This window comes from Psychrobacillus sp. FSL K6-2836, from assembly GCF_038003085.1.
Lineage (GTDB): Bacteria > Bacillota > Bacilli > Bacillales_A > Planococcaceae > Psychrobacillus.
The window spans coordinates 3,761,033-3,783,612 of the sequence record NZ_JBBOOM010000001.1; the positions used below are offsets into that span (position 1 = coordinate 3,761,033).

General features: G+C 36.9%; 21 protein-coding genes. 20 read left to right on the forward strand and 1 reads right to left on the reverse strand.

The window, feature by feature from the left end:
- Window positions 1–29: 29 nt before the first annotated feature.
- From mdh to MKY37_RS18305, 20 genes are all read left to right on the forward strand, one after another.
- Window positions 30–968, forward strand: coding sequence for a malate dehydrogenase (mdh, locus tag MKY37_RS18210; protein ID WP_340779156.1), 939 nt, complete (start codon window positions 30–32; stop codon window positions 966–968).
- 226 nt (window positions 969–1,194) lie between these two features.
- Window positions 1,195–1,641: a MaoC/PaaZ C-terminal domain-containing protein gene (locus tag MKY37_RS18215; protein ID WP_340779159.1), complete on the forward strand. Its 447-nt coding sequence runs from the start codon at window positions 1,195–1,197 to the stop codon at window positions 1,639–1,641.
- A gap of 58 nt (window positions 1,642–1,699) precedes the next feature.
- Entirely contained in the window at window positions 1,700–2,410 is a 711-nt protein-coding gene (locus tag MKY37_RS18220; protein ID WP_340779977.1) for a response regulator transcription factor, read from the forward strand.
- Window positions 2,410–3,942, forward strand: coding sequence for a two-component system histidine kinase PnpS (gene pnpS / locus MKY37_RS18225; RefSeq protein WP_340779160.1), 1,533 nt, complete (start codon window positions 2,410–2,412; stop codon window positions 3,940–3,942). Before MKY37_RS18220 ends, pnpS begins: the two co-directional genes overlap by 1 nt.
- Window positions 3,943–3,953: 11 nt before the next feature.
- Entirely contained in the window at window positions 3,954–5,168 is a 1,215-nt protein-coding gene (locus MKY37_RS18230; RefSeq protein WP_340779162.1) for a carboxylate--amine ligase, read from the forward strand.
- A gap of 983 nt (window positions 5,169–6,151) precedes the next feature.
- Complete coding sequence (gene hflK / locus MKY37_RS18235) at window positions 6,152–7,138, forward strand: FtsH protease activity modulator HflK (RefSeq protein WP_340779164.1); 987 nt, start codon at window positions 6,152–6,154, stop codon at window positions 7,136–7,138.
- Window positions 7,138–8,118 (forward strand): protease modulator HflC, encoded by a 981-nt coding sequence (gene hflC, locus MKY37_RS18240; protein ID WP_340779166.1) that lies wholly within the window; start codon window positions 7,138–7,140, stop codon window positions 8,116–8,118. Before hflK ends, hflC begins: the two co-directional genes overlap by 1 nt.
- A gap of 77 nt (window positions 8,119–8,195) precedes the next feature.
- Window positions 8,196–10,823, forward strand: a complete 2,628-nt coding sequence (polA, locus tag MKY37_RS18245) for a DNA polymerase I (protein ID WP_340779167.1) — start codon at window positions 8,196–8,198, stop codon at window positions 10,821–10,823.
- A 12-nt stretch (window positions 10,824–10,835) separates the two neighbouring features.
- Window positions 10,836–11,708 (forward strand): bifunctional DNA-formamidopyrimidine glycosylase/DNA-(apurinic or apyrimidinic site) lyase, encoded by an 873-nt coding sequence (mutM, locus tag MKY37_RS18250; RefSeq protein ID WP_340779168.1) that lies wholly within the window; start codon window positions 10,836–10,838, stop codon window positions 11,706–11,708.
- Window positions 11,709–11,720: 12 nt separating this feature from the next.
- On the forward strand, window positions 11,721–12,311 hold the full coding sequence (gene coaE, locus MKY37_RS18255; RefSeq protein WP_340779169.1) for a dephospho-CoA kinase: 591 nt from the start codon (window positions 11,721–11,723) through the stop codon (window positions 12,309–12,311).
- 879 nt (window positions 12,312–13,190) lie between these two features.
- Window positions 13,191–14,195 carry a glyceraldehyde-3-phosphate dehydrogenase gene (locus MKY37_RS18260; protein ID WP_340779170.1) on the forward strand — a complete coding sequence of 335 codons (1,005 nt, stop codon included), beginning with the start codon at window positions 13,191–13,193 and terminating at the stop codon, window positions 14,193–14,195.
- A 416-nt stretch (window positions 14,196–14,611) separates the two neighbouring features.
- On the forward strand, window positions 14,612–14,995 hold the full coding sequence (gene speD, locus MKY37_RS18265) for an adenosylmethionine decarboxylase (RefSeq protein WP_093060429.1): 384 nt from the start codon (window positions 14,612–14,614) through the stop codon (window positions 14,993–14,995).
- A 118-nt stretch (window positions 14,996–15,113) separates the two neighbouring features.
- Window positions 15,114–15,578: a transcriptional regulator NrdR gene (gene nrdR, locus MKY37_RS18270; protein WP_340779171.1), complete on the forward strand. Its 465-nt coding sequence runs from the start codon at window positions 15,114–15,116 to the stop codon at window positions 15,576–15,578.
- Window positions 15,579–15,661: 83 nt separating this feature from the next.
- Window positions 15,662–17,011: a replication initiation and membrane attachment family protein gene (locus MKY37_RS18275; RefSeq protein ID WP_340779979.1), complete on the forward strand. Its 1,350-nt coding sequence runs from the start codon at window positions 15,662–15,664 to the stop codon at window positions 17,009–17,011.
- A gap of 9 nt (window positions 17,012–17,020) precedes the next feature.
- The gene (dnaI, locus tag MKY37_RS18280; protein ID WP_340779172.1) at window positions 17,021–17,959 is read left to right on the forward strand and encodes a primosomal protein DnaI; all 939 of its coding nucleotides are present in this window, start codon (window positions 17,021–17,023) and stop codon (window positions 17,957–17,959) included.
- 383 nt (window positions 17,960–18,342) lie between these two features.
- On the forward strand, window positions 18,343–20,268 hold the full coding sequence (gene thrS, locus MKY37_RS18285) for a threonine--tRNA ligase (protein WP_340779173.1): 1,926 nt from the start codon (window positions 18,343–18,345) through the stop codon (window positions 20,266–20,268).
- Window positions 20,269–20,567: 299 nt separating this feature from the next.
- Window positions 20,568–21,089, forward strand: a complete 522-nt coding sequence (gene infC, locus MKY37_RS18290; RefSeq protein WP_211896192.1) for a translation initiation factor IF-3 — start codon at window positions 20,568–20,570, stop codon at window positions 21,087–21,089.
- Window positions 21,090–21,119: 30 nt separating this feature from the next.
- Window positions 21,120–21,320, forward strand: coding sequence for a 50S ribosomal protein L35 (gene rpmI / locus MKY37_RS18295; protein WP_053588661.1), 201 nt, complete (start codon window positions 21,120–21,122; stop codon window positions 21,318–21,320).
- A gap of 46 nt (window positions 21,321–21,366) precedes the next feature.
- Window positions 21,367–21,726, forward strand: a complete 360-nt coding sequence (gene rplT, locus MKY37_RS18300) for a 50S ribosomal protein L20 (protein ID WP_340779176.1) — start codon at window positions 21,367–21,369, stop codon at window positions 21,724–21,726.
- Between the two features lie 60 nt (window positions 21,727–21,786).
- Window positions 21,787–22,071, forward strand: a complete 285-nt coding sequence (locus MKY37_RS18305) for a DUF1294 domain-containing protein (RefSeq protein WP_340779177.1) — start codon at window positions 21,787–21,789, stop codon at window positions 22,069–22,071.
- Window positions 22,072–22,083: 12 nt separating this feature from the next.
- Here MKY37_RS18305 and MKY37_RS18310 read toward each other — a convergent pair whose 3' ends face one another.
- Window positions 22,084–22,314 (reverse strand): hypothetical protein, encoded by a 231-nt coding sequence (locus MKY37_RS18310; protein WP_340779178.1) that lies wholly within the window; start codon window positions 22,312–22,314, stop codon window positions 22,084–22,086.
- Window positions 22,315–22,580: the final 266 nt, after the last annotated feature.

A 22,580-nucleotide genomic window follows, 5' to 3' on the forward strand; every position in this document is an offset into this window, starting at 1 on the left:
TCTTATAAAAACAAAAGGAGAGTTTTCTAATGACATTGAAAAGAAGTAAAATTTCAGTAATCGGTGGAGGATTTACAGGTGCAACAACTGCTTTTCTACTTGCTCAAAAAGAGCTTGGTGATATTGTATTAGTAGATATTCCACAAGCAGAAAATGCTACTAAAGGTAAAGCTTTGGATATGGCACAAGCTGGACCAGTCCAAGGATTTGACTCTGATATCATTGGTACTTCTAACTATGAAGATACGAAAGATTCAGATCTAGTAATTATCACTGCTGGTATAGCACGTAAACCTGGTATGAGCCGTGATGATTTAGTTCAAACAAACCAAAAAGTAATGAAATCTGTTACATCTGAAATCGTAAAATATTCTCCAAATACAACAATTTTAGTATTAACGAACCCTGTTGATGCGATGACTTATACAGTTTATAAAGAATCAGGTTTACCAAAAGAACGTGTAATCGGACAATCTGGTGTACTTGATACTGCTCGTTTCCGTACGTTTGTTGCGAAAGAATTAAACCTATCTGTTAAAGATGTAACTGGTTTTGTTCTTGGCGGACATGGCGACGATATGGTGCCATTAGTAAGATATTCTTACGCTGGTGGAATTCCATTAGAAACTCTAATCGACGCAGCTCGTTTAGAAGAAATCGTAGATCGTACTCGTAAAGGTGGAGCGGAAATCGTTAACCTTCTTGGCAATGGTTCTGCTTACTATGCTCCCGCTGCATCTTTAGTTGAAATGGCTGAAGCAATTCTGAAAGACCAAAAGCGAGTATTGCCATCAATCGCTTATTTAGAAGGCGAATATGGTATGGATGGCATTTACCTTGGTGTTCCAACAGTACTTGGTGCAGCAGGTATCGAGAAAATTATCGAACTTGAGTTAACAGAAGATGAAAAAGCATTATTAAACAAATCAGCAGACGCCGTCAAAGCTGTTATGAAAGTTTTAGTTTAAACTTAAGGTTGTTACTAATCGAGTGGGGAAACCCACTCGATTTTTTTATAAGAAAGTACATTAAAATGTCCTTGATTACTGGGACCTTGGCTTGGGACTTACATAAGGATGGCTAAAAGTGCCTTTAATCACAAGTATCCTAACTGGTAAGGTCCTATCATCACCTTGCGCTTTGCGTAGGTTTATTGTTAATATAGAATTAGCTATTTGTGAGGGGGAGGAACTATTGTTATTAGGGAAAACTCGAAAAATAGGTAGACGTATACAGGAAATAGAGATTGGTGAAAAGTTAGCACTAACAGAAAAAATTGAGGACAAAGACTTGCTACTATATCTGGGGCTAACCAATGATAACAACCCTTTATATATTCAACATGATTTTGCAGCTAAGACTCAATATGGAAAACCTATCGTACCGTCTATTATGTTAACAGGTATTATTACATCCGCTATTTCAAAATACTTGCCGGGCCCTGGATCACATATAACAAAACAGTTTATAAGCTTTCCAATACCTACTTATCATTACTCAATTGTAGAATTTACATTTGAAGTAAAGGAAATAGTAGAACGATTAAATAATGTAATAATTACAGTATTAGCTCAAAATGACCAAAACGAAATTGTTGTGGAAGGCGAGTTTCATGTAACGCCTCCAATTATAGAAAAATAATAACGATATAGCTAACATCGATTTGGAATGGGGGTTTCAAATCAACCTTGGAGGCAAAATAATGAGAAAAGTATTAGTTGTGGATGACGAAAGTTCAATTGTAACTTTATTAAAATATAATCTTGAAGAAGCTGGTTTTGAAGTCATAACAGCAAGTGATGGCTTAGAAGGGCTTAATAAAGCTTTAGATGAAAAACCAGAGGTCATTGTACTGGATTGGATGCTACCACATATGGATGGCATGGAGGTCTGCAAAGAGCTTCGTTTAAAGAAAGTACAAATTCCTATAATAATGTTAACAGCAAAAGACGAAGAATTCGATAAAGTATTAGGTCTTGAACTAGGTGCCGATGATTATATGACGAAGCCTTTCAGTCCAAGAGAGGTAACCGCAAGGGTAAAAGCAATGATTCGTCGTTCTGGCATATCTACTGAGCATAAGCAGGAGAAAACCATAGAAGAAATGTATACTTTTGGTCCGCTACAAGTATTCCCGGAACGTTTTGAGGTTCTTTTAAACAATGACGTCGTGGAGTTTACTCCAAAAGAGTTTGAATTACTAGTGTATTTAATAGAAAACAAAAATCGAGTATTAACACGTGATCAGCTATTAAGTGCGGTATGGAACTATGATTTTGCTGGCGATACTCGTATAGTGGATGTTCATATTAGTCATTTGCGTGATAAAATTGAAGAGAATAGTAGAAAGCCTAATTTCATCAAAACAATTAGAGGACTAGGATACAAGTTTGAGGAGCCTAAGAGCTAATGAAATCATTTCATTCCAAACTTTTTAGAACTTATTCTATTATGATAGGGTTAATATTAGCTTGTCTAGGAATTATACTTGGACAGCTTTTTCCTATTTTCGCTAAAAGCTCTTCTGAAAAAGTCATAAACACAAAAATAGATGAAGTATCCAATTATATAGACTCCACAGGACTCACAGTAGATGAACAGAGGCATATTAAGGAAATGTTAGCTTCTACATTCTCTCAAACTGAATTGATCAATGCCCATTCCTTATGGTTATTTTTAATCGTCATTCTAAGTCTTACTTTTCTTGTTGCACTGTTTTTAGGGACAAATATTTTCAAGAAGTATGCCCAGCCAATAGAGCATTTGACGGAAACCGCTATGGAATTAGCACGAGGAAATTATCGAATTCGTGCCTTTGAAGATGAATTTTCCGGGATGTCGAAGCTGAGTAACTCTATTAATATACTTGCACGAAATTTACATGATATATCCGTCATGAGAGAAACGGAAAAAGAACGTTTAAAAACGTTAATCGAGAACATGGGCAGTGCCCTTATTATGATTGATCGTAACGGGTATATTACTATTGTGAATCGTTCTTTTCTTAAGCAGCTTGATATATCGTTTAAAGATCTTGATGGAAAGCTATTTAATAAAATTGGTCTTCCAAAACAGATTGAGGCGTTCATTGATCAATTATTTTTGACAGAGGCTTCGAATCGGGAACAAATATCGATAAAGAAAAACATACATACTTATTTTATGGATGCTTATGGAGCGCCGGTTATTGGCGAGCATGGAAAATGGCTTGGTATAGTGGTAGTAATGCATGATATTACGGAGCTTGTGAAACTGGAGCAAGTTAGAAAAGATTTTGTGGCGAATGTATCCCATGAATTGAAGACTCCTGTCACTAGTATTAAAGGATTTTCAGAAACATTATTGTATGGCGCATATAAAAATGAAGAAACATTGCTTTCTTTCCTTGAGATTATACACAAAGAAAGTAATAGACTTCAAATGCTTATCAATGATTTATTGGATTTGTCAAAAGTGGAACAGGTAGGATATGAAGTGAATTTACAAAAGATCAACTTATTGGAAGTTGTTGAGCGAAGTAAAGAGATGACTAGTCATATTGTAGAGGAAAAGAATATGACTCTCAAAATTATATATAACGGACCAGTCTATGTATTAGGTGATATTAATCGTTTAATCCAAATAATGATGAATTTATTGATGAATGCCCTGACTTACTCCCCTGAGGATAAAACAGTGATCATATCCATTGATCGTAACGAAAAATGTGGAATATTCCGTATCCAAGATGAAGGGATAGGAATATCAAAAGATGAAATTGGCAGGGTATTTGAGCGTTTTTACCGAGTTGATAGAGCTAGAAGTAGAAACTCTGGAGGAACTGGTCTTGGTTTAGCAATTGTTAAGCATCTAGTGGAAGCCCATCACGGGTTACTAGAAGTAGAAAGTGAAGTAGGAAAAGGTACTGTCTTTACTGTATCAATTCCGCTTGTTAAAAGTTAATGGAGGTCTTTATGAAAAACCAACCCTTTATCCCAATAATTATTGGGACAGACATGAATGCTTATAATATGGCGATTTCTTTTCACGAGGAATACAATATAAAGCCAATATTAGTAGGTAAAGAAGAAATGTCTTTTACCAAATGGAGTAGCGTGATCGAACATATAGAGATTCAGCCGAATTTGTGGGATAAATCTGCTTTTGTTCAGGTACTTATGGAAGTTGCACAAAAATATAAAACAAACGACAAAGAATTGTTATTAATAGGAACAAATGATTTTTATGTACGATTAATAATTGAAAATGCAGACGCTTTAAAAAAAATGTATGTTTTTAACTATATGTCGGAAGAATTAATGAATAATCTTCTCGTCAAAACAAATTTCTATAAGCTTTGTGAAGAGCACGGAATTGATGCGCCGAAAACATATTATTATTCATGTGCAAAAAAAGCAGCATTTACGGAAGATGTACTATTTCCTTTAATCGTAAAACCGAGCAATGGTGTTATGTATTACAAAAATAAGTTTTCTGGTCAGCAAAAAGTTTACCGTGTAGAGACAAAGGCTGAACTAGATGATGTGATTAGCAAAGTAAATGCAAGTGGTTATACAGAAGACTTAATCATTCAGGATTATATTCCAGGGGATGATACGTATATGTGGGATTCGGTCTTCTACATGAGTTCTAAAGGCAAAGCCCAGCTAAGTACACTTGCACAGGTAGTTCTACAGGAGCATACAGTTACGGCTATTGGTAACTATACTGCACTCATTACTCGATATAATGAGGAACTGATGGAAAAGCTACAACACTTTTTAGAAGCAATAGGTTATGTCGGTTTTGCAAACTTTGACTTAAAATTCGATGAGCGAGATGGGAAGTTTAAAGTATTTGAGGTGAATATTAGACAAGGACGATCTAGTTATTATACAACTGCCCTAGGACATAATATGGCCCGTTATTTTGTAGATGATGTTATTTATCAAAAGGAAAAATCTCTAACTTTATTGAATGAGCATTATCTATTTACCGTAGTGCCTAAAATCGTATTAACGAAATTTGTTGAAAATGAAGAGATTCAAAAAGAAGTAAGAATGCTTTTGAAGTCCGGTAAATGGGGAAATCCATTATTCTACAAGAAGGACAAGCATTTTACTCGTAAATTATTTTTGATCGCCCGCCAGTTCAATTATTATAAAAAGTATAAAAACAATAATTGGTAAGGAAATATTTACAAATCATTCATAATACATTAACAATTATTTGTTACATTTAAATAGACCCCTTTTCCAAACGATTTACCTGAAAAAAGCTAGCATTTTGCTAGCTTTTTTTATTTATAAAGAGAGAATATAAAATGCAAAATGAATACTGGGTTTACAGGACAATTAAGAATGAATAATACTACTGCTTTCCGTTTCAGGTGGAGAACAAAGGCTAAAAGCGCCACGTCGTGTGACAACGCCTTCGTGACCAACATCCTGTTGGCCTCCGCGGGCTTGGCTTCAGCCTCCTCGTCGCTGCGAAAACATATGCTCCTGCGGTTACTCGTCGCAAAGACATTGGTCAAACAAAGTTTGACTAATGTCTTTCCTGCGGGGTCTTCAGCTCAAGCTATCCCGCCGGAGTCGCCACTTTCCAATACAATCAACATAATGTGTAGTACTAAACTCAATGATTTGCCAGGGTATATCGCTTAGCCGATAGTAGCAGTCAAAGTTATTATAGTGATAAAACCGTCTGACCTATTAGGTATACTATTTTATAATGAAAGAAGAATGTGGATATTCTTTTATCTGAATTGTTCGTTTATGTAAAGTGGAACTAGTTGATTGGAGCGCAGCGGAGACTCCAGTGGGAACAGGGCGAGCTGAAGACCCTGGACTGAGCATCGCGAGGGAAGCGGCTGAAGCCGTGCCCACGGAAAGCATCCGCTCGTAGCGAAAATCAACGGCATATCTACATTTTTGTTTTTAGAGGATCGGGTATCTTTTACCCGTTTTTTTAATGTAAAGAGTAATTTCGTCATTACAGTTTCAAGCAAAAACAAGAATGTATAAGTATCTACTTTTCCAACTAAATTCTAAAAGTTTACTTAACATGCTATTCATAGAAAACATGTATGAGATAACCAATTCTATTATTTTTGAAACCAACTACCAAGTTAAACCGTAAAAGGAAGTATACATAAAAAGGAGGAAATAATATGAGTACGAAAAGGTTACTAACTATTATTGCCATGAGTGTAATTGGCATTATATTAATATCTGCAGTTTTTACTTCATGGTATACAGTAGATGAATCGGAACAAGCAATCGTCATTACATTTGGTGAAGCAAGCGAACCAATAGTGGATTCGGGATTGAAGTTTAAAATGCCCTGGCCAATTCAATCAGTAGAAAAACTCTCCAAAGAAACATTTAGTTTAAAGTTCGGCTATAGTCAGAAAGCAAACGGTGAAATTGAATCATTTGATAAAGATACTAAAATGATCACAGGGGACGACAATATCGTCTTAACTGATTTAGTTGTTCAATGGAAAATAACAGATCCTAAATCATATTTATTTAATGCTGAAAACCCGAAAGAATTACTTCATGATGCAACCTCAGCCTCTATTCGTTCTGTTATTGGAAACTCCAAAATAGATGATGCTTTAACGTCAGGAAAAGCACAGATTGAGAGTGACACGAATGATCTATTACGCTCGTTAATAGAAAAATATGATATTGGTGTTACTGTACTAACCGTGAAACTACAAGACGTGGAACTTCCTAATGCAGAAGTTCGTTCAGCATTTACTGCAGTAACAGATGCCGAGGAGACTAAAAATACAAAAGTAAATCAAGCAGACAAATATAAAAACCAAAAGTTAAGTGAAGCAATTGGGGAAAAGGATGCCATTATTTTAAATGCGACAGGTTATAAAACTGCACGGATTGAACAGGCAAAAGGGGACGTAGCTTTGTTTGATAAACTTTATGCAGAATATCAAAACAATAAAGAAATTACGAAACAACGTTTAGTAATGGAAACACTAGAAGCTGTTTTACCAAATGCAAAAATGTACATTATGAATGATGAAGGTGGAACGATGAAATATTTACCCCTTCAATCATTAGATACAACAAAACAAACAGCACCACCTGTAACTGAAACAGAAGCTAAAACAGAAGAAGGGAGCGGTAAATAATGGCGGACAACAAAAACCCATTCTCAAGTTTAGAAGCTAAGTTTAAAACGGTTGAAAACAAACCAAGTAAAGTACCTAAGGAAAAAAAGCCTATGGACTATAAAAAATATACAAAGCCATTCATCGCAATCTTTTTAGTTTTTGTCCTTTTCATTATCGCATTAGCGAATATATATGTAGTCAAAGAAGGAGAGTTTAAAGTAATTCGCCAATTCGGTGAAATTAAAGATATTAAAGATACTCCTGGCCTTCATATGAAAATACCATTTTTACAAAGTGTAACAACAATCCCTAAATACCAGATGAACTATAAATTATCCGAGGCGGAGATCAATACTAAAGATAAACGTCGAATCATTATAGATAATTATGCTGTTTGGAGAGTAGTGAATCCAAAAGAAATGATTTCAAGCGCAGGTACATTGGTTGGAGCTGGCTCTCGTATGGAGGAATTTATTTATTCGGTCGTTCGTTCAGAGCTAGGTCAACTAGAATATAGTGAGATTATTAACGATGAAAATTCCTCAAGAGGAAGCTTAAATGATCAAATAACTAACCACGTAAATGAATTATTGAAAAAGGATAATTACGGAATTGAAGTAATAGATGTTCGTATTAAGCGTACAGATCTGCCACAGGAAAATGAGCAATCTGTTTACAATGAAATGATTTCGGAAAGACAAAGTATTGCACAAAAATTCCTGTCCACTGGGGATGCAGATAAACGTCGTATAGAAGCCGACACGGATCGAGAAGTTCGGGAAATGCTTGCTAAAGCTAATAAAGATGCAGCGATGATTAAAGCGGACGGAGAAGCAGAGGCGGCACAAATTTATAACGATAGTTTCTCGAAGGATCCTGAGTTCTATTCCTTATACAGAACGTTAGAATCTTATAAGAAAACGATAGGCGAAGATACGATGATAATTATCCCATCTGATTCACCATATGCGAAAATTTTATCAGGTTACTTAGAATAGTATATGAATCGTCATTCCCCTTACTGTCATGGTAAGATATAGGGAATGACGTTTTTATTATGAAGGAGTGAATGTATATGTCATCCGAAAAAATTCTATTATTAGACGGCAACAGTTTGGCTTACCGAGCTTTTTTTGCCCTACCCTTATTAACTAACGAACATGGTATACATACAAATGCAGTGTATGGCTTTACTATGATGCTTCAAAAAATTATGGAAGAAGAAAATCCGACCCATATATTGGTAGCATTTGATGCTGGAAAAACAACTTTTCGTCATTCTACATTTGGGGAATATAAAGGTGGAAGACAAAAAACTCCTCCAGAGCTTTCAGAACAATTCCCTTATATACGTAAGTTGATAGATGCATATGGCATTAAGCGATACGAACTGGAAATGTATGAGGCGGACGATATTATTGGCACTTTAAGTAAGCAAGCGGATGATAAAGGCCAGCAAGTCGTAATCGTTTCTGGAGATAAAGATTTAACGCAGCTTGCGACAGAAAAGACTACTGTATATATTACGCGAAAAGGCATCACAGATATTGAAAAATACACGCCCGAACATGTAAAAGAAAAGTATGGTTTAAGCCCCCTACAGATTATTGATATGAAAGGCTTAATGGGTGATGCTTCAGATAATATTCCTGGAGTACCTGGTGTCGGAGAAAAGACAGCTATTAAGCTTTTAAAGGAACATGGTTCTGTAGAGGATCTATACAAAGCACTTGATAAAGTAAGTGGTGCTAAGTTAAAGGAAAAACTTGTTGCCAATGAAGAACAGGCAATTATGAGTAAGGTATTAGCTACGATTGAAACTGCTGCACCAATACAGGTTTCTATTGAGGATATTTCATATAGTGGTCCCAATATGGAAGATGTAATTGAAGTTTGGAAGGAACTATCTTTTAAAACACTACTGGAGAAATCTGACTATATTTCAGAGGAATCAGAAACCACAGAAGTAGAATTCGAGATCGTTGAACAAATAGACTCTACTATATTAGATAAAGTGATGGCAGTCCATTTAGAAATGTATGATGTTCAATACCATACAAGCGAACTATTAGGTATTGCTTTATCAAATGGAGAAAAAGGTTATTTTGCTCCAGCAGAGGTAGCTTTTCAATCGGAGGATTTTTGTTCGTGGTTACAGAATGATACCAATAAAAAATATTTAGCAGATTCAAAAGCAACACAAGCAGTTAGTAGAAAACATAATGTTAGTGTGCATGGAGTTGAATTTGACCTGCTATTAGCAGCGTATATTGTAAATCCAGCTATTTCGTCAGAGGACGTTGCAGCTATTGCGAAAGAATTTGGTTATTTTAACTTGTTAACAAATGATAGTGTTTACGGAAAAGGTGCCAAAAAAACTACGCCTGAAATCGAAAAAATTGCAGAACATGCAGTTAGAAAAGCAAAGGCTATATGGGACCTTAAGGAAAAGCTAGAAGTGAAACTTGAAGAAAATGAACAATACGCATTGTATAAAGAAATAGAACTGCCTCTTGCTTCTATCCTCGGCACGATGGAATCGGATGGAGTATTAGTGGATAAACAAATTCTAGTAGAAATGGGTCATGAGCTAAATATTAAATTACAGGCGATCGAACAAGACATTTATACACTAGCTGGGGAAACGTTCAATATAAATTCTCCTAAACAATTAGGTGTAATATTATTTGAAAAAATAGGTCTAACACCTATTAAAAAGACGAAAACAGGCTATTCAACTGCAGCGGATGTTCTTGAAAAACTTGCAAATGAACATGAAATAATTGAGCAAATTCTTCTATATCGTCAATTAGGTAAGCTCAATTCGACCTACATTGAAGGATTGCTAAAAGAAATCCATGAAGACGATGGGAAAATCCATACTCGTTATCAACAAGCGCTAACTTCAACAGGACGTTTGAGTTCGATAAATCCAAACCTGCAAAATATACCAGTGCGATTAGAAGAGGGCAGAAAAATACGTAAGGCCTTTGTTCCTTCTCAACCTGGTTGGGTAATGTTTGCCGCGGATTACTCGCAGATTGAATTGCGTGTTCTTGCGCATATGTCTAAAGATGAAAACCTTGTAGATGCTTTTAATAATGACTTAGATATTCATACTAAAACAGCTATGGATGTCTTCCATGTGGAGCAGGAAGCTGTGACATCTGATATGCGTCGTGCTGCCAAGGCCGTTAACTTTGGTATCGTATATGGTATTAGTGATTATGGTTTATCACAAAATCTGGATATTACTAGAAAAGAAGCAGCGAAGTTTATCGAGAATTATTTAAACAGCTTCCCAGGAGTAAAGGGATATATGGACGATATTGTTCATGATGCAAAACAAACAGGCTACGTGACAACAATCCTAAATAGAAGAAGATATTTACCTGAGATAACGAGTTCTAACTTTAATTTACGAAGCTTTGCGGAAAGAACTGCGATGAATACACCAATTCAAGGAAGCGCAGCAGATATTATAAAAAAAGCTATGATAGATATGGCAGAACGACTAAAAACAGAAAATATGCAAACGAAAATGCTACTGCAAGTTCATGATGAACTAATTTTCGAGGCTCCTCCTGAGGAAATTGCAATGCTAGAAAAAATAGTGCCGGAAGTAATGGAAAATGCGATTAAGCTGATTGTACCTCTAAAAGTGGATTATGCCTTCGGATCATCTTGGTATGACACAAAGTAGGAGGTTAAAAGTATGCCAGAATTACCAGAAGTAGAGGGAGTGTTACGCTCCCTTCAACCAATTGTTACTGGAAAAACAATTAAATCTGTAGACGTTTCTAAAACGATATATACTTCAAAGGCAAATGGTAAAGAAGCTATCATTAAAGGTCTAGATGTGGATCAGTTTCGTTTAGCTTTGCCTGGTGTAAAAATTGACCACTTAGAGAGACGTTCGAAATATATTTATTTTCATCTTTTGAAAAATGGTTATGCTCATATGCTTGTATCTCATTTAGGCATGTCAGGTGCTTGGTTTTATGTGAAAAATTTGCATGAAATTACAGAAGATAAGTTTAAAAGGCATGCTCATGTGACCTTCCATTTTGAGGAGGGAGGCATGCTAGTCTACGCGGACATCCGACGATTTGGCGAATTACGATTATTAGAAAAGGAAGCGGATTACCCTCCTTTATTGCTAATGGCACCAGAGCCATTTGACCAATATGCATTAGATCATTTTTTGTATATGAGTGCACTGCCTAAATACGAAAATAAAGCGATAAAAGAATTTATCATGGATGGGCATATCATATCTGGCTGTGGCAATATTTATGCAACGGAAGCGTTATTTCGTATGAAAATACATCCAGCTCGAAAAGTAAAACGAATTAGTAGAGAGCGGAAAATTCAGCTGTTCCAAGAAATAGTAATTGTTCTGCTTGATAGTATTGAAAATGGAGGTAGTACTATTTCCGATTACCGGTCCATCAACGGTGAATCCGGAAATATGCAAAATAGGCTTCAAATGTATGGAAAAAAGGAATGTTTAGCCTGTGGTACGAAAACGAAACAGAAGGCAATCGGTGGCCGTACTTCTACCTACTGTCCAGCATGTCAGAAATAAGGGAGCAAACAGATGATTATCGGATTAACGGGAAGCATCGCTAGTGGGAAAAGCACCGTAGCAAATATGCTAATGGAAATGGACTTTCCTATTATAGATGCAGATGTTGTGGCACGTATAGTAGTTGAAAAAGGAACTGCGACTCTTGAAATGATTAAAGAGACTTTTGGTACAGAGGTTATCCACGAAGATGGATCCTTAAATCGGGAAGGACTAGGAGAAATTATTTTTTCGAATCCTTCTAAACGTAAGCAATTAAATGATATTATGCATCCTGCTATCCGAGCAGAAATGTTAGCCCAAAAGGAGCACCTAATGCAGCAGGAACATCCAGTCATAATTATGGATATTCCACTGCTTTTTGAAAGTAGGTTGCAATCCTTTGTGGATAAAATCCTTGTAGTGACAGTAACGGAACAGAAGCAACTAGAAAGATTGATGTCTCGAAATGGGTTTACCCAGGAGGAAGCTAAATTACGTATTCAATCCCAATTACCTTTGTCGGTAAAAGAAGAAGGTGCGGATGCGGTTATTTATAACAACGGCACAATAGAAGAAACTAAACAACAATTAATAAAAGTATTAGCAATTTGGGAACAATAAAACTGAAAATAGTACTTTAAAGTATTAAACGTTACCCATGATTTGCGTTTCAGGCGGACGTTTTCTGCGGGGTGAGCGATGAACCTTCACCGCCGCTTCGCGTTCGTTGTGAAGTTTCATCTGACTCACTGATCCCGCTAGAGTCGCCTTTCACTACAATCAACTAGTGTGTGGTACTCCACTATAAGATTTAACATAGCTTATCGCTTGGATGAGAAGATTGGACAAATTTTAGAAAGTGATCAAATTATTTGTAATCGCTTTTGAATTAGAAATGATATTATTCAATGAAAGTGGAAGAAAACAGATTTTCTTTTATACTAGTGGAAATAAAGAAAAGTAGTAAGTATTTACTAAATAAAGAAGCGAAATAGCGAACGAAATTGCATCTTCGAGGCACGATGCGGGTCAGGCAGTCGTTGCGAAATGTTTTTTTATTTTGCGACGAGCTTTGCGCAGGAGCACCACGATGTCGCGTACTTAGACTGTCATCCCCTCTATGAATAGGATAGTGTCTTTTCTCTAGTTATCCAAAAATGCACTAATCTGTCTCTAAGTGTTATAGAAGGGTGACGGACAGACAAACGCCATAAAATTACCGATAGAAGAAGAGGCTGGTCGTGACGTCGTCACGACCAGCCTCTTAAAATTTTACTCGGTAATAATATAGCTACAAGTCTGTCCAAAGCCCTTCGGAAACGATTGAAACAGGTCTAGTTCTTTTTAAGTTCCTGCGCTCTATTGAACCAATGATAAGTTATTTGAAAAGATCGACTTTTATATTCTGTATATTTGGGGCTACACAATACGTAAAATGTGTTATACTAATTCAAGGTTATAAAACAATAAGTATCACATAGTTACAGGAGGACTTTTCTTATGGCAGTTTCAATTGCAATTAATGGTTTTGGACGTATTGGACGTATGGTTTTTCGTCAAGCAATAGCACAAGAGGACTTAAATGTGGTAGCGATTAATGCAAGGTACCCATTAGAGACATTGGCACATCTTATTAAATATGATTCTACACATGGTACTTTTACTGGAAATATTGCAATTGAAGAAAACGCACTAGTTGTAAATGGTCAGCGTGTTCAAATTGTGGATGATCGAGATCCAGCAAATTTACCTTGGAAAGAGTTAAACGTGGATATTGTTATTGAATCCACTGGTAAATTTAATGATGGTGAAAAAGCTACAGCACATATCGAAGCTGGAGCCAAAAAGGTAATTATTACTGCCCCTGCAAAAAATGAAGATGCAACAATTGTTATGGGAGTAAACGATGATAAATTCGATCCATCGATTCACCATATTATTTCGAATGCAAGCTGTACTACAAATTGCTTAGCACCTGTAGTTAAAGTATTGAATGACACATTTGGTATTGAAAATGGGTTAATGACTACTGTTCACGCATACACAAACGATCAAAATAATCTAGACAATCCTCACAAAGATTTACGACGTGCACGTGCCTGTGGTCAATCTATCATTCCAACCTCAACAGGAGCTGCTAAAGCACTTACACTCGTATTGCCAGAGCTGCAAGGAAAGATTCATGGCATGGCATTACGTGTACCAACTCCGAATGTCTCTTTAGTAGATTTAGTAGTGGATTTGCAAAAAGATGTTACTGCAGAAGAAGTAAATGAGGCTTTCACTAAAGCATCTGAAGGTGCAATGCAAGGTATTTTAGGTATTACAATGGAACCACTAGTATCAATCGACTTTAACACTACTACACTATCAACAACTGTTGATGGCTTAACTACTATGGTCATCGGGGAACGCAAAGTTAAGGTACTTGCTTGGTACGATAATGAGTGGGGTTACTCTGCAAGGGTGGTTGACCTGACCAAAAAAGTAGCTTCATCCCTATAATTATTCAAGAGGCTGGGACAGAACCCCAAAACAGCATTTTTCTCTGTGAGAAAAATGCTGTTTTTTTGCTATGCTCAAAATTGATTTCCATTCCAGGGACGCTTTCCACGGGCGTGGCCTGAGCCTGTAGTCTCAGGCGTCACGCTATTCCCGTAGGAGTCGCCCCTCCACTCCAATCAATTTTATAAAATATCCATTATTTAGTAAAGGTTTCTCCTTATCCAATAAAATTTCTATTTCTGTCCTAGCCTCTTTATTATTTCTTGCATTATTTAATAAAACAACATATAATGAGAATCGTGTTACTTTACTTGTACACCGACTACTTAAAGGGTTAGGACCTCTTTGGACTAACTTTCCCCCGTGGTAGTCAACTTTGAGGTTAAAAATAAACTTATCAAAGGGGGAAACGGACATTGGAAACAATGGGACGTCACATTATTGCAGAACTATGGGAGTGCGATTTCGACAAACTTAACGATATGCAATTTATCGAGCAAACATTTGTTGATGCTGCACTAAAATCTGGTGCAGAAGTCAGAGAAGTTGCATTTCACAAATTTGCACCACAAGGTGTAAGTGGAGTGGTTATTATTTCCGAATCGCATTTAACGATTCACAGCTTTCCAGAGCACGGTTATGCGAGCATTGATGTGTATACATGTGGTGATTTAGATCCATCAATCGCAGCTAACTATATTGCAGATGCTCTTAATGCTGGAACACGCGAAACGTTAGAAATGCCACGTGGTATGGGACCAGTTAAAAAGCCTGCATCACGAATGACAGTTCAAGCGTAATAGATTTATACCTGACTGAGTGAGCAGAGGAAGCGATTCCTCTGCTTTTTCGATTTTATAGAAGAATATTGTTATAATAGATACATAAAACTACCGTAAAGAATTAGGAGAGATCTAAATGAGATGCCCAACTTGTCAATATAATGGCACAAAAGTTGTCGATTCTCGTCCTGTGGATGACAATAAGGCAATCAGAAGAAGGAGAGAATGCGAAGATTGTGGATTTCGTTTTACTACATTTGAAAAAGTAGAAGAGACACCACTAATCGTTGTAAAAAAAGATGGTTCACGAGAAGAGTTTAGTCGTGAGAAAGTGCTACGTGGGCTAATTCGTGCTTGTGAAAAGAGACCTGTCGCACTAGAGCAACTAGAAAATATTGTTTTCTCTATTGAAAAAGAATTACGAAGACTTGGTAATGCAGAAGTGAAGTCAGAGGACGTCGGAGAAATTGTCATGGACAAGCTTGCAGAAGTAGATGAAGTAGCATACGTTCGCTTTGCTTCCGTCTATCGCCAATTTAAAGATCTGAATGTATTTATCGATGAATTAAAAGAAATTCTAAAGAAAAATCCGTCATTATAAATAGAAGTATTAATAGAATGGCTACTTATGAGTTAACATTCTTTATTTTAACAAAATTTAAAGGAGTGTAGATACAATTGTCGATGTTATATAAAGAGCTACAGCCAGCAGATTTGTATATGATTCGCTTACCATATTCTTTTTCAGATTATGATCGGCAATTGTTGACTTTGTTTTATCAGCCGTTGGTTGGAGCAGAAAGCATTAGTTTGTATTTAACGCTTTGGGCAGATGGAGAACAAAGTGAGCGATGGTCGCATTACCAGCTGATGAATGTTCTCGGGATGCCGATCGGCAAAATTTTTCAAGCTCGTCTTGCTTTAGAGGCAATCGGTCTTCTACGTACATGGAAAAAAACAATGGATGAAGGTAATATATTCCATTATGAGCTTGCAGCACCATTAGATGCTGAGTCATTTTTAAAGGATCCATTACTATCCATGTTCTTGCTAAATAAAGTAGGAGAAAATTCATTTAAACAATTACGTAATCGTTTTATCCAAAATTCCAAGTGGAATGATGGTTTCACAGATGTTACCAGAACTTTTGTCGATGTATTTAAACCATCGACTAAAATGAATAATGCTGTATCTTATGATGACACTTTTGAATCGAAGGAAAGAAAATCTTCTGTTCCTTTTTATTACGACGAATTTGATTTTTCATTACTTCAAGAGGGTCTTTCCGAGCAATTAGTACCTAAATCAGCGATGACAATAGAAGCAAGAGAAGTAATTGCAAAACTTGCTTTTTTATATAGATTAAGCCCAGTGGAAATGCAAAAAGTTGTTATTCTTGCATTAGATGATGAACTACATTTATCAGAAGCGAGATTGAAAAAAGCATGTGCGGATTATTATAAGCTGACTGTCTCTAAAGTTGCTCCTGTAATTGAGAAGATTGAAAAGAAAGTTGTACCTTTGGAATCCACCGGACCTTTAACGAAGGAAGGTGAGTTGATCCATTATTTGGAGACAACGCCTCCCGTAACGGTACTAAAGGATATCGCGAACGGAAAAGAGCCGATTCTCGCAGATGTTCAGCTAGCTAATCATTTTGTAACTCACTTCAAAATGCCAATCGGAGTCGTCAATGTTTTGTTGCAATATGTATTACTACGTACAGACATGAAACTCACAAAAAATTATGCGGAGAAAATCGCTTCTCACTGGATGCGAAAAGATGTCAAAACAGCTAAAGAAGCAATGGAACTCGCTAGAAACGAACATGAACAGTATGTAAAATGGAAAAATGAAGGCTCTCCACAAAAAACATATACGAAAAAACCGTCCCGTGAGGAAAAAGTACCTGATTGGTTTTATAAGAAAGATGGGGAAACGAAGAAATCAACAGGGAATGCTACAAATGGAATTCAAAATATCGATGAAGAACGTCAAAAACTATTAGCGGAACTAGGTATATTGAAAAGGTAGGTGGCAAAAGTGGAACGTATAAATGAAACACTAAAAAGAGTTGTATCGCCTGAATTTACTACGCGACTAAACGATATGAAAAAGGAAGTTTTAGAAAACCCTAGAGTGCAGAATTTTCTAGAGGAAAACGCCTCAGAGATCAATAAGGAGATAGTCGACCGTAGTTTGAGTAAGCTATATGAATTTATCTCCCAATCTCATGATTGTGGCTCTTGTCCGACTTTAGATCAATGTCAGAATTACATGAAAGGGTATGAACCTAAACTAGTCCTTGATCGAAACTTGATAGATAATGATTTTATTCGTTGCAAACGAGGTATTATTGAAGACGAGCGTAGGAAAGTTATTTCTATGATTGATAGTATTCATATGCCTAAAGAGGTTATGGAAGCTAGTCTTGCCGGAGTGGACCTAGAGGATGGCAGTAGGGTTGTTGCAGTCCGTGCAGCTAAAGACTTTCTTAATGAATGGGAGCGTACAAATGTCCTACCAGCAAAAGGATTATACATTCACGGCAAGTTTGGTGTAGGAAAGTCCTATTTACTCGGTGCTCTCGCAAATGAGTTAGCAGCAAGACATATACATTCGGTAGTTGTGTATGTTCCGGAATTTTTTAGAGAAATGAAGCAATCCATCCAGGATCAGTCACTTGCGGAGAAAATCGAATTCGTCAAACGAGCTCCTGTTTTAATGCTAGATGATATTGGTGCTGAAACAATGTCTAGTTGGACCAGAGATGAAATCTTAGGGACAATTTTGCATTATAGAATGTCAGAACAACTACCAACTTTTATGTCTTCTAATTTCAACTATGACGAGTTGCAACATCATTTGTCTTTCACGCAACGCGGGGAGAAGGAAGTAGTAAAAGCTGGTCGAATCATGGAACGAATTCGAGCACTTACGACACCAATTTCGCTTCAAGGGAAAAATTGGAGAGAAATCTAAAGAATTAGGGATAGAAGCACGGAAAAATTGGATTTCATCTTGCATTTGATTTTTCTGTGGCGTATAATCATTTTCATAAGAATAAGTAAATGCGAGGAAGAGGACAACAATCAGTTTGTACGACTTTGAAGAGAGAGAAGCCTTGGCTGTAAGCTTCTTAAGTATCGGCAATCGATTTACCACCTCTGAGCAGTAATTGTGAATTTAACTAGCAATTACCGGTCACCGGCCCGTTAGCCGATGCAGAGCTTCGTCTATTTCATTTATCATTACTATAAGTAGTGGATAGACAGAAGAAGGGTGGAACCACGACTTGAACCTCGTCCCTTTTTAGGGATGGGGTTTTTTTATTGTTTTCACCTATTATAAAAGGAGTGTTCAAAATGGCAGAAATTATTAAATTGAAATTTCCAGATGGAGCAGTAAAGGAATTCCCTGTATCGACAACTACAGAAGAAATTGCTCAATCAATCAGTCCTGGATTACGTAAAAAAGCACTTGCTGGAAAACTAAGTGGAGTATTAATCGACCTTAAAACACCGATTACGGAGGATGGAGATATCGCAATTATTACTCCAGAATCTGACGAAGCACTAGAAATTTTACGCCACAGCTCAGCGCACTTACTTGCACAAGCAGTTAAACGTCTTTTCAAAGATGTTAAATTAGGTATTGGACCAGTTATCGAAAATGGTTTTTACTATGATATTGATTCACCGGTGCCAATTACTGCAGAAGACTTACCATTAATCGAAAAAGAAATGAAAAAAATTATTAATGAAAATATTGAAATCATTCGTCATGATGTTTCACGTCAAGTTGCTTTTGATAAATTTAAAGACGATGAATATAAAGTAGAACTTCTGGAAGCAATTCCCGAAGGAGAACAAGTTTCTATTTATGAGCAAGGAGATTTCTTTGATCTTTGCCGTGGGGTACATGTTCCATCAACAGGCAAGCTTAAGGAGTTCAAATTATTAAGTATCGCCGGTGCATACTGGCGCGGAAATAGTGATAACAAGATGCTTCAACGTATTTATGGTACTGCATTCTTTAAAAAAGAAGAGCTTACACATCATTTAAATATGCTAGAAGAAGCGAAAGAACGCGATCATCGTAAGATTGGGAAAGAGCTAGATTTATTTACAACTTCTCAAAAAGTAGGGCAAGGCTTACCACTTTGGTTGCCAAATGGTGCGACAATCCGTCGTGTTATTGAGCGTTATATTGTAGATAAAGAGCTAAAACTTGGCTATAAGCATGTATACACACCAGTGTTAGGTTCGAAAGAGCTTTACGAAACATCTGGTCACTGGGATCATTATCAAGATTCTATGTTCCCACCGATGGAAATGGACAACGAAACATTAGTGCTACGTCCAATGAACTGTCCACATCATATGATGGTATTCAAAAATGGTATGCATTCATACAGAAACCTTCCACTACGTATTGCAGAGTTAGGGACAATGCATCGTTATGAAATGTCAGGTGCTGTATCAGGATTACAACGTGTTCGCGGAATGACTTTGAATGATGCGCATTTATTTGTACGTCCAGACCAAATCAAATCTGAGTTCCAAAAAGTTGTAGAATTAATCATTTCGGTTTATAAAGATTTTAACTTAGAAGACTACTCTTTCCGTCTTTCATATCGTGATCCTCAAAACAAAGAAAAATATTTTGATAACGATGAAATGTGGGAAAAAGCACAAAGCATGTTAAAAGAAGCGATGGACGAGCTTGGTTTAGATTACTTTGAAGCTGAAGATGAAGCGGCATTTTACGGACCAAAATTAGACGTTCAAGTGAAGACTGCAATTGGTAAAGAAGAAACTTTATCGACTGTTCAACTGGACTTCTTATTACCAGAACGCTTTGACCTAAATTACATTGGAGAAGATGGCAAGCATCATCGCCCAGTTGTTATTCACCGCGGGGTTGTTTCTACAATGGAGCGCTTTGTAGCATTTTTGATCGAAGAGTATAAAGGTGCATTTCCAACTTGGTTAGCACCTGTTCAAGTTGAGATCATTCCGGTTTCCAATGAAGTGCATTTTGAATTTGCTAAACAAATTGAAGAACAACTAGTTGCTTCTGGTTTCCGTGTTGAAATGGACGACCGAGAAGAGAAACTGGGCTATAAGATTCGTGAAGCGCAAATGCAAAAAATTCCGTACATGCTTGTACTGGGTGATAAAGAGCTAGAAGCTGGAAATGTAAACGTTCGTAAATACGGAGAACAAAAATCAGAAAGCATTCCTTTTGCAGAGTTCTTAGAACGTTTGAAAGAAGAAGTAGCACATTAATAGATTTGTGTGTTGACATGAGTATATCAACATGCTATAGTTAATAAGGTTATTGAATACAAGTTTGCGGTATAAGAAGAGGCTGCCCGCTTCTCACCTGTTTGACACCTAAAAGTGTTGTTGACTGGTAAGCACAAGATCGACTGTAACATGTAGTTTCTACATGTACTCATATCGGCGGGCAGACATATATCATATGTCTGTCTGCTTTTTTTATGGATCTAAAACGGCGTAACTTATTCGTTTCTACGGAATTTATGCCCAAACCATGTATTCGCGACACTATTTGGAGGTGGATCATTATTAGCAAAGACATGTATGTAAACGATGGCATTCGAGCTCGCGAACTACGAGTTATTGATCAGAATGGTGATCAATTAGGATTAAAAACACGTAACGAAGCACTTGAAATAGCAGGTCGTGTAAATTTGGATCTTGTCCTTGTGGCTCCTCAAGCCAAGCCACCAGTCGCTCGTATCATGGACTATGGTAAATTCAAATTTGAGCAGCAAAAGAAAGATCGTGAAGTTCGTAAAAATCAAAAAATCATCGTGATGAAAGAGGTTCGTTTGAGCCCAACAATCGATGAGCATGATTTCCAAACGAAACTGAAAAACGCGATCAAGTTCCTTGAAAAAGGAGATAAAGTGAAAGCATCTATTCGATTTAAGGGCCGTGCCATCACTCACAAAGAGATCGGACAACGTGTTTTAGATAGATTTGCAGAAGCTTGTACGGAAGTATCCACAATCGAGTCAAAACCGAAAATGGATGGCCGTAGTATGTTCTTAGTGCTTGCACCAAAGAACGAAAAACAGTAATAGAGTACAATTGTTTAGGAGGAATTCGACATGCCGAAAATGAAAACTCACCGTGGAGCTGCAAAGCGTTTCAAAAAAACCGGGACTGGAAAATTAAAACATGACCGTGCTTTTGGAAGCCACTTATTCGCTAACAAATCTACTAAAGCAAAACGTAAACTACGTAAAACTAAAGTAGCGTCTTCAGGCGATTACAAACGTATCAAAACTTTATTAACTTACATGAAATAATAACAGAAATTCAATCATTCGAAAGAATAGCAGGAGGTAATGAATCATGCCACGCGTAAAAAGCACACCAGTAACTAAACGTCGTCGTAAAAAAGTATTAAAATTAGCTAAAGGTTATTACGGTTCAAAACATACATTATACAAAGTTGCTAACCAACAAGTAATGAAATCATTCATGTATGCATACCGTGATCGTCGTAACAAAAAACGTGATTTCCGTAGACTATGGATTACACGTATCAATGCGGCAGCACGTATGAACGGACTTTCGTATAGCCGTTTAATGCACGGATTGAAATTAGCTGAAATCGAAGTTAACCGTAAAATGTTAGCGGATCTTGCAGTATCAGATTCTCAAGCATTTACACAACTTGCAGATGCAGCAAAAAAAGCAATCGCAAAATAATTTAAGTTAAAAAGCTGATAGAGATTCTATCAGCTTTTTTTGTACAAGGAGCATAATATGATGACGAATGTTATTCTTATTTTCATATTAATCATGTCGATAATCGCTTTTTTTGTAATGGGATACGATAAATCACAAGCAAGAAAACATGGACAGCGCATATCGGAAAAAACACTATGGACACTTGCGATTGTAGGAGGGGGAATAGGGGCATACATCGGTATGCAAATGTTTCGCCATAAAACGAAGCATACGAACTTTCGTGTTGGATTTTTAATGCTATTGATATTATATGCTTTCTTAATTTTCTACATATTAACAACAGACAGCTCTATTATTGCATAGGGATGTCTTTTTTTAGAGATAGGAAAGTGTATAAAAATGATCTGTGAACACTGGATTTGCAGCACTTTTAAAAATGAATAATATGACTGATTTCCGTTTCAGGTGGATGCTTTCCGTGGCCGTTGCCTCAGCCTCTTCGAGCGGAAAACATATGCTCATGCGATTACTCGTCGCAAAGATATTACCCAAACAAAGTTTGGCCAATGTCTTCGCTGCGGGGTCTTCACCTAACGCTTTTCCCACTGGAGTCGCCACCTTGCACTACCATCAATTATGTGAGTAGTCCCAATTATTAGATTTGGCAAAGCGTATTGCTTAGATATTAAGATTAGTACAAGTTCGAGAGTTTTCTCTATAAATAGGACAGTAGCTTTTCTCTAGTTATCCAAAACCGCACTTACCTGTTTTTAAGAGTTGTAGGAGGGCGACAGATAGACAAACGCCATAAGATTACCGAAAAAAAGATGCTAGTTGGTTGTGACGGACGTCACAACCAATAGCATCTCTAA

Bases quoted from the DNA above. Each gene is read 5' to 3' on its own strand.
- MKY37_RS18230 (WP_340779162.1), top strand. From the start codon at position 3,954: ATGAAAAACCAACCCTTTATCCCAATAATTATTGGGACAGACATGAAT.
- nrdR (WP_340779171.1), top strand. From the start codon at position 15,114: ATGAGATGCCCAACTTGTCAATATAATGGCACAAAAGTTGTCGATTCT.
- MKY37_RS18305 (WP_340779177.1), top strand. From the start codon at position 21,787: ATGACGAATGTTATTCTTATTTTCATATTAATCATGTCGATAATCGCT.
- rpmI (WP_053588661.1), top strand. From the start codon at position 21,120: ATGCCGAAAATGAAAACTCACCGTGGAGCTGCAAAGCGTTTCAAAAAA.
- mutM (WP_340779168.1), top strand. From the start codon at position 10,836: ATGCCAGAATTACCAGAAGTAGAGGGAGTGTTACGCTCCCTTCAACCA.
- polA (WP_340779167.1), top strand. From the start codon at position 8,196: ATGTCATCCGAAAAAATTCTATTATTAGACGGCAACAGTTTGGCTTAC.
- rplT (WP_340779176.1), top strand. From the start codon at position 21,367: ATGCCACGCGTAAAAAGCACACCAGTAACTAAACGTCGTCGTAAAAAA.
- hflK (WP_340779164.1), top strand. From the start codon at position 6,152: ATGAGTACGAAAAGGTTACTAACTATTATTGCCATGAGTGTAATTGGC.
- coaE (WP_340779169.1), top strand. From the start codon at position 11,721: ATGATTATCGGATTAACGGGAAGCATCGCTAGTGGGAAAAGCACCGTA.
- pnpS (WP_340779160.1), top strand. From the start codon at position 2,410: ATGAAATCATTTCATTCCAAACTTTTTAGAACTTATTCTATTATGATA.
- MKY37_RS18260 (WP_340779170.1), top strand. From the start codon at position 13,191: ATGGCAGTTTCAATTGCAATTAATGGTTTTGGACGTATTGGACGTATG.
- MKY37_RS18275 (WP_340779979.1), top strand. From the start codon at position 15,662: ATGTTATATAAAGAGCTACAGCCAGCAGATTTGTATATGATTCGCTTA.
- hflC (WP_340779166.1), top strand. From the start codon at position 7,138: ATGGCGGACAACAAAAACCCATTCTCAAGTTTAGAAGCTAAGTTTAAA.
- thrS (WP_340779173.1), top strand. From the start codon at position 18,343: ATGGCAGAAATTATTAAATTGAAATTTCCAGATGGAGCAGTAAAGGAA.
- mdh (WP_340779156.1), top strand. From the start codon at position 30: ATGACATTGAAAAGAAGTAAAATTTCAGTAATCGGTGGAGGATTTACA.